The sequence below is a fragment of the Rhizobacter sp. P3_B12 genome, from assembly GCF_056402895.1.
Genome location: NZ_JBFUGN010000253.1, coordinates 1 through 7,111 on the forward strand (window position 1 = coordinate 1; position 7,111 = coordinate 7,111).

Here is a 7,111-nt window from a genome sequence, read left to right on the forward strand (position 1 = left end):
CAGGTCCAGCAGGTCGCTGTCGCTGCTGGTGGTGCAGATCTTGAAACGGCGCATGCCGTCGGCCGACATGCCGTTGTCCAGCGGCTCGATGGTGCCGAGGTCGGTGATTTCCTTGAACAGCTCGACCAGGTTGTCGGCGTCCGTCAGGTTCTTCAGCGGGCCGACGCGCAGTTCGAGCACGCGGGCGTGGCCGGCGGTCGACGGGGCGGGCATCGCCGACGACGATGCGGCGGCCTTGGGCTTTTCGGCCGGGGCGGCGGCAGACGCGACAACGGCGACCGGGGGCGCCTCGCCGGCGACCATCGCGCGGATGTTGAACAGCAGCTCGGTGGTGTCGAGTTCGGCACCGCCGTTGCCCTGGTGGCGTGCCAGCTGGGCGCGCAGCGCGTCGCCCGATTGCAGCAGCACGTCGACCATCGGCGCGGTCGGGGTCAGTTCATGGCGGCGCAGCTTGTCCAGCAGCGTCTCCATCTGGTGCGTCAGCTCGGCGACATCGGAGAAGCCGAAGGTCGCGGCGCCGCCCTTGATCGAGTGGGCGCAGCGGAAGATCGCGTTGAGCTCCTCGTCGTCGGCCGACTCGATGTCGAGGTCGAGCAGCAGCTTCTCCATGCGGTCGAGGTTCTCGCCCGCTTCCTCGAAGAAGACCTGATAGAACTGGCTCAGGTCGATGCCGGCGCTCAGCTGAGAGCCTTCGGAGGTCATCTCGCCCATGGCGTGCTCCTGGATGGAATGTCGTTATTTGTCAATGGCGAACAGGTCGGTGCGCGAGCCGCGAAGCTCAGCGCACGACCTTCTTGATGACTTCGATCAGCTTGGCCGGATCGAAAGGCTTGACCAGCCAGCCGGTGGCGCCTGCGCTGCGCCCTGCCTGCTTCATCTGGTCGCTCGACTCGGTGGTCAGGATCAGGATCGGCGTGCTCTTGAACTTCGGGTTGTCGCGCAGCTTCTTCGTCAGGCTGATGCCGTCCATGCGGGGCATGTTCTGGTCGGTCAGCACGAGGTCGAAGTCGCGACCGCTGGTCTTCTCGTACGCGTCCTGGCCGTCCACGGCCTCGACGACGTTGTAGCCGGCGCTCTTCAGCGTGAAGGACACCATCTGGCGCATGGAGGCGGAATCGTCGACCGCGAGGATGGAATGCATGGTTTTCTCCGGATTTCTCGAAAACTGTTTCGGTAGGTGGGACTGGAGTCTTGAGGGGTGGCCTAGAACAACTCGATGGAGCCGACGTCCATTTCGGCCTGGGTCACCGGGTTGGGTCGCAACGGGGCTTCCTCGACCACGGTCTCACCGTCTTCGTCATCCGCGAAGGCCTCGCGGGCCAGCCGATCGACGCAGTTGCGCAACCGGCGGTTGGTGTGGTGGATCAGCTGGGACGCCATGTCCTGGAACTGCAGCGCGGTGACCGCACCGCCCAGGTCCTGCATGACCCCGCTGAACACCTGATCGCTTTCTTCGCCCGAGTGGGGGCGTTCACGCAGGACGCGGATCTGTTCCGACGCGCCGTAGAAACGCTGCATCAGCGTGTCGCAGGCGTCGGCCAGCAGGGTCTGAAGGCGTTCCAGATCGTTGGTGGCCGACATCAGGTGGTCCTGCAGGTCGGCGGCGGCCAGCAGTGCCATGCCCGCGGGGGCGGGTGGCATGCCGGCATCGTTGGCGTCGTTCATCTGCATCCGAATCTCCGCTCGAAGGTGAGGGATGGGGCGCTGCGCAGGGGAGCTCCTGCGCAGGGCGTGCTATCTGTCTGCCATTTTCGGCAGGGGGGCGGAAAGCATTAGCTCAATCACCGGTGAAAAGCGCTGCCATTTCGAATGGCTCCCGGGAGCGTGCGAAGTTGGCACCTCCGAACCGGTTGCTTGGCATACTCGGGCCATGTCACCGCCTCTTGCCGAGCAGCGCCTGCGCCTCCTGCACCTGGAGGATTCCGAGCTCGACCACCACCTGACGCTGGCCCACCTGCGTCGCGGCGGGCTCGATGTCGACGCGGTGCGGGTCGATTCCGAGGTCGAGTTCCTGCGCGAGCTGGAGCCGTCGCAGGAGTGGGACATCATCGTGTCCGACTACAACCTGCCGGGCTTTTCGGGCCTGGTGGCGCTGGACCTGCTGAAGGCGAGCGGGCGCAGCATCCCGTTCATCCTGGTGTCCGGCGAGATCGGCGAGGACACCGCGGTCGAGGCGATGCGCAATGGCGCGAGCGACTACCTGCTGAAGAACAACCTGGCGCGGCTGGTGCCGGCGCTGCTGCACGCGGTGGAGGCGCACGAGCTGCTGCTGGCGCGCCAGCGTGCCGACCGCGAGCTGGGCGAGCAGAAGCAGCGGGTGCACGAACTGGCGCAGCATCTGCAGACCAGCGTCGAATCGGAGCGGGCGGCGATTGCGCGCGAGATCCATGACGATGTGGGCGGTTCGTTGACGGCGCTGAAGTTCGACCTGGCGTGGATTGCGCGGCATTCCGATTCGCCGGAGGTGCTGGCGCGGGTCAATTCGGCGCTCGAGACGGTGAGTCATGCGATCGAGGCGAGCCAGCGGGTGATGCACAACCTGCGGCCGGCGATCCTGGAGCAGGGGCTGGTGGCGGCGTTGCAGTGGATGGCGAGCCGTTTCGAGAAGCGCACCGGCGTGACCTGCGAGTTCCGCAGCCGCTACGACCATCTCACGTTGCCGGCGGGTGTGCCGCTGGTGGCGTACCGCACGGCGCAGGAGGCGTTGACCAACGTGACCAAGCATGCGCATGCGAGCCATGTGCAGATCGACCTGACGCTGGCGGGCGGGGTGTTGTCGCTCGAGATCAGCGACAACGGCCGGGGCCTGCACCATGACGACCTGGCGAAGGTGCGTTCGTTCGGCATCCGTGGGCTGCACGAGCGGGCCGGCACGGTAGGCGGCTGGGTGGACCTGAGCAGCGGGCCGGCCGGGACGACGTTGATCCTGTCGGTGCCGCTGGAGATGATGTCGGAGGAGTTGGACTTCGAGCTCGCCGAGGAACCGTCGGCGCCATATGACCCGACGGTGTGGGGGAATATCTGATGATCAAAGTGATTCTGTGCGACGACCATGCGTTGATCCGGCGCGGCATTCGCGACACCTTGTCGGACGCTCCGGACATCGAGGTGATCGGCGAGGCGGGTGATTACACCGAGCTGCGTTCGTTGTTGCGCACGACGGGTGGCTGCGACGTGCTGGTGCTGGACATCAACCTGCCGGGCCGCAGCGGGCTGGACGTGCTGCACGTGCTGAAGGACGAAGGCTCGACGATGCGGGTGCTGGTGGTGTCGATGTACCCCGAGGACCAGTACGCGATCCGGGCGCTGAGGGCCGGCGCATTCGKCTACGTGAACAAGGGCGGCGACCCCGCGACGATCGTGGCCGCGGTGCGCACGGTGGGGCAAGGGCGCAAGTACGTGACACCGGAGATTGCGCAGATGCTGGTGGAGAGCCTGACGACGCCCTCGACGGAAGCTGCGCACGAGAAACTGTCGGACCGAGAGTTGCAGACGCTGGTGATGATTGCGTCGGGAAAACGGCTCTCGGACATCGCAGAAGAGTTGATGCTCAGCCCGAAGACGGTGAGCGTCTATCGGGCCCGAGTGCTCGAGAAGCTAGGGCTTTCGAACAACTCGGAGATGACCGTCTACGCGATCCGCAACGGCCTGGTCGGCAGCGAGTAGTCGGCCTGCCGAGGGACGATGCGTAGCGAGCTGCGTGGAGAAGAACGGCCAACAATCCCAATGAAGGTGGATGTCTAGCCGAAGTGGCAGTGTTGTCCGCAGCGAGACTGAACGAACCGTATGGTTTTCCAGGCCCTTTGCTTTGGTTACTTTCATTTGGGCTCAAATGAAAGTGACTCGCCCGCCGGGGCGAAACCCGGCAGCAGCCTCACGCAGTGAGAAGAATCAGAACCCGAGGCTCGCCAGCAGGTCGTCCACTTCACCCTGATTGGCGACCACATCCGTGCGCCCTTCCGGATTGACCACCGGCCCGTTGAGGATCGACGAATCCACCTTCTGCACCTGCTCCGGCGGAGCCGCCTGCACCAGCAGCTTGACCAGGCTGTCTTCCAGGTCGGATGCCAGCGCGACGACCTTGGCCACGACCTGGCCGGTCAGGTCATGGAAGTCCTGCGCCATCATGATGTCGGTCAGGTGCAGGTCGATGCGTGCGGTCGCTGCCTCGACGTCACCGACGAAATTCATCACCGAACCCGAGGCCACCGCCTTCACCGGGTCGGCCACGATGGCCGCCGCGATGCGGCGCGTGTCGGCAGCGATGTTCGCGTGCTCGAGCTTGGCCTGGTCGACCGAATTCAGCACCTTGTTGGCCGCAGCACCGGTCTTCTCGGCGATGTAGTTCAGGCGGCTGCGCGCGTCGGGCAGGTTGTCGGCCGCGGTCTGCAGCTTGGGGATCACGCCGAGCTGCATCAGCGTGTCGTGCAACTGGCGCGTGATCACGCCGAGCTGCTGGAAGACCTCGGGCGAGGCCGCAGCCGTCGGCGGGGCCAGGGTGGCCATCGTATCCATCTTCATGATGTGTTCCCTTGTACGTCGGGGGGCTGGTGCGGCATCAGGCCGCGGTGGCCAGCTTCTGCATGATCTTCTGGACTTTTTCTTCCAGCGTGGCCTTCGTGAAGGGCTTGACGATGTAGCCGGCCGCGCCGTCCTGCGCCGCCCGCACGATGTCTTCCTTGCGCGCCTCGGCGGTCACCATCAGCACCGGCAGGTGCTTCAGGCTCGCATCGGCCTTCACCGCCGACAACAGCTCGAAGCCGTTCATGTTCGGCATGTTGATGTCGCTGACGACGAAGTCGAACTTCGCGTTCTTCAGCATGTTCAACGCCACCGCGCCATCCTCGGCCTCTTCGGCGTTGTTGTAGCCGATCTCCTTCAGCAACCCGCGCACGATGCGGCGCATGGTCGAGAAGTCGTCGACGATCAGGAATTTCAAATCGGTGCTCATGAGAGTCCTCGCTGGGTCGCTTGGGGCGGTGGTACGGTGTAGAGCCTGGAATCGGCTGCTTTGCGGCTGTTATCGGGCAGTCGCGGCGGAAGTTGAGGGCGGCGTGATCGCCCCCTCGGCAGCCGGCGCTTCGGGTTCCGGTGCCAACGGCGTGTTCTGGAAGAAGCGGTCCTCCGCATCACGGTTCATCACGATGATGCTGATGCGCCGGTTCGACGGGCTCCGCGGGTCGTTGCGGTCGAACAGCGCGCTCGACGCGAGCCCCTGCACCCGCAGCATCCTGTCCTCGGGCAGCCCGCCCATCAGCAGTTCGCGGCGCGATGCATTGGCGCGGTCCGACGACAGCTCCCAGTTGCTGTAGCCGCGCTCGCCGCCGCCGAAGGCCGCCGCGTCGGTGTGGCCCTCCAGCGTCAGCCGGTTCGGTACCTCGGCGAGCACGCCGCCGATCTCCTGCAGCAGCTCGCGCATGTAGGGTTTGACCAGCGCGCTGCCGCTGTCGAACATCGGCCGGTTCTGCTCGTCGACGATCTGGATGCGCAGGCCGTCCGGCGTCATGTCGAGCCGGATCTGCGATTTCAGCGCGGCCAGCTTCGGGTTCGCCGCCAGCACGTCCTCGACATGCTGCTTCAGCACCTGCAGCCGCTGCGCCTCGGCCTGGCGCTGCTCGGCCTTCATCGCCGCCAGGTTGATCGTGCTGCGCGACGCGGTGTCGCCCTTCTTGACCTGGCCGCCGCTGCGGGTGAGGTCGGTGCCGCCGCCCTTGATCACGTGCGACGAATCGCCCGAGCCGCTGCCGCCGCTCAGCAGCGCCACCTTCAGCGGCGCCTGGAAATAGTCGGCGATGCCCTTCTTGTCGCCCTCGGTCGTCGAGCCGAGCAGCCACATCAGCAGGAAGAACGCCATCATCGCCGTCACGAAGTCGGCATAGGCGATCTTCCACGCGCCGCCATGGGCGCCGTGGCCGCCCTTCTTGACGCGCTTGATGATGATCGGCTGCAGCTTCTTCGAATCGCCGGCCATTACGGAGCGTCCTTCACTTCTTGCCCTTCACGTGGCCTTCGAGTTCGGCGAAGGTCGGGCGGTCGGTCGAGTACAGCACCTTGCGGCCGAATTCCACTGCCACCTGCGGCGCATAGCCCTGCATGCTTGCGAGCAGCGTGGTCTTGATGCACTGCAGCTCCTTGCCGTTCTCGTCGTTCTTCTGTTCCATCAGCCCGGCCAGCGGCTCCGCGACTGCATAGGCCAGCAGGATGCCGAGGAAGGTGCCGACGAGCGCCGAGCCGATCATGCCGCCGAGGATCGCGGGCGGCTGGCCCACCGAGCCCATCGTGTTCACCACGCCGAGCACTGCGGCCACGATGCCGAACGCCGGCAGCGCGCCGGCCAGCCGGGCGATCGCCGCGGCGGGCGCATGCGCCTCGTGGTGGTGGGTGTCGATCTCGCTGTCCATGAGGCTCTCGATCTCGTGGGCGTTCAGGTTGCCCGAGACCATCATGCGCAGGTAGTCGGTGACGAACTCGACCACGTGGTGGTCGTTGCCCACTGTCGCGTATTTCTTGAAGAGTGCCGATTCGTGCGGGCGCTCGACGTCGTTCTCGATCGACATCAGGCCTTCCTTGCGCGCCTTCTGCAGGATGTCGTAGAGCAGCGCCAGCAGCTCCATGTAGCGTGCCTTCGAGTATTTCGAGCCCTTCAGCAGCGGCGGCAGTGCTGCCAGCGTCGCCTTCAGCACCTTCGGCTGGTTGTTCACGACGAAGGCGCCGAGCGAGCCGCCCAGGATGGCCATCAGTTCGGTCGGCAGGGCGTGGATGATCACGCCCATGTTCCCGCCGTGCAGGACATAGGCGCCGAAGATGCACCCGAGGGCAACCGCGTAACCGATGAGGACGAACATGTTCCAGGCTGTTCCGTGTAAGGGGGAGTGCGCACGCCGCGCTGGTCTCGGACCGTTATCGGCCCCCACCCCAGTCACTTGAGTGTCGGGGGGGGGAGGGTTCGGCAATCGCTCGAACAGCGCTGGAAAATCGCCTTCTCGCCCCTGCGGGGGGGCTTCTTTTCACTGCGTGGGGCTGCTGCCGGGTCTCGCCCCGGCGGGCGAGTCACTTTCATTTGAGCCCAAATGAAAGTAACCAAAGCAAAGGGCTTTGAAAACCATGCGGT

At 65.4% G+C, this 7,111-nt stretch carries 9 protein-coding genes; 2 read left to right on the forward strand and 7 right to left on the reverse strand.

Translation table 11 applies throughout. The features are described from left to right. From AC1D01_RS15020 to AC1D01_RS15030, 3 genes are all read right to left on the reverse strand, one after another. On the reverse strand, positions 1-711 hold a 711-nt coding region (locus tag AC1D01_RS15020; RefSeq protein WP_477867535.1), incomplete at its 3' end, for an Hpt domain-containing protein. Between the two features lie 67 nt (positions 712-778). Further along, positions 779-1,141, reverse strand: coding sequence for a response regulator (locus tag AC1D01_RS15025; protein WP_047511098.1), 363 nt, complete (start codon positions 1,139-1,141; stop codon positions 779-781). Positions 1,142-1,203: 62 nt separating this feature from the next. Next, a complete protein-coding gene (locus AC1D01_RS15030) occupies positions 1,204-1,671 on the reverse strand; it encodes a hypothetical protein (protein ID WP_052213005.1) in 468 nt (155 codons plus the stop codon). Between the two features lie 199 nt (positions 1,672-1,870). Here AC1D01_RS15030 and AC1D01_RS15035 point away from each other — a divergent pair, with 199 nt between their 5' ends. Continuing rightward, positions 1,871-3,025: a hybrid sensor histidine kinase/response regulator gene (locus AC1D01_RS15035; protein ID WP_477867537.1), complete on the forward strand. Its 1,155-nt coding sequence runs from the start codon at positions 1,871-1,873 to the stop codon at positions 3,023-3,025. Further along, positions 3,025-3,666: a response regulator gene (locus tag AC1D01_RS15040; RefSeq protein WP_477867545.1), complete on the forward strand. Its 642-nt coding sequence runs from the start codon at positions 3,025-3,027 to the stop codon at positions 3,664-3,666. Before AC1D01_RS15035 ends, AC1D01_RS15040 begins: the two co-directional genes overlap by 1 nt. Positions 3,667-3,891: 225 nt before the next feature. Here AC1D01_RS15040 and AC1D01_RS15045 read toward each other — a convergent pair whose 3' ends face one another. The 4 genes from AC1D01_RS15045 to motA form a co-directional block, all read right to left on the reverse strand. Next, a complete protein-coding gene (locus AC1D01_RS15045; RefSeq protein WP_477867539.1) occupies positions 3,892-4,521 on the reverse strand; it encodes a protein phosphatase CheZ in 630 nt (209 codons plus the stop codon). Positions 4,522-4,558: 37 nt separating this feature from the next. Continuing rightward, on the reverse strand, positions 4,559-4,951 hold the full coding sequence (cheY, locus tag AC1D01_RS15050) for a chemotaxis response regulator CheY (RefSeq protein WP_047511116.1): 393 nt from the start codon (positions 4,949-4,951) through the stop codon (positions 4,559-4,561). Positions 4,952-5,020: 69 nt separating this feature from the next. Beyond that, positions 5,021-5,971 carry a flagellar motor protein MotB gene (gene motB, locus AC1D01_RS15055; protein WP_477867541.1) on the reverse strand — a complete coding sequence of 317 codons (951 nt, stop codon included), beginning with the start codon at positions 5,969-5,971 and terminating at the stop codon, positions 5,021-5,023. Between the two features lie 13 nt (positions 5,972-5,984). Then, the gene (gene motA, locus AC1D01_RS15060) at positions 5,985-6,845 is read right to left on the reverse strand and encodes a flagellar motor stator protein MotA (protein ID WP_477867543.1); all 861 of its coding nucleotides are present in this window, start codon (positions 6,843-6,845) and stop codon (positions 5,985-5,987) included. Positions 6,846-7,111 lie beyond the last annotated feature (266 nt).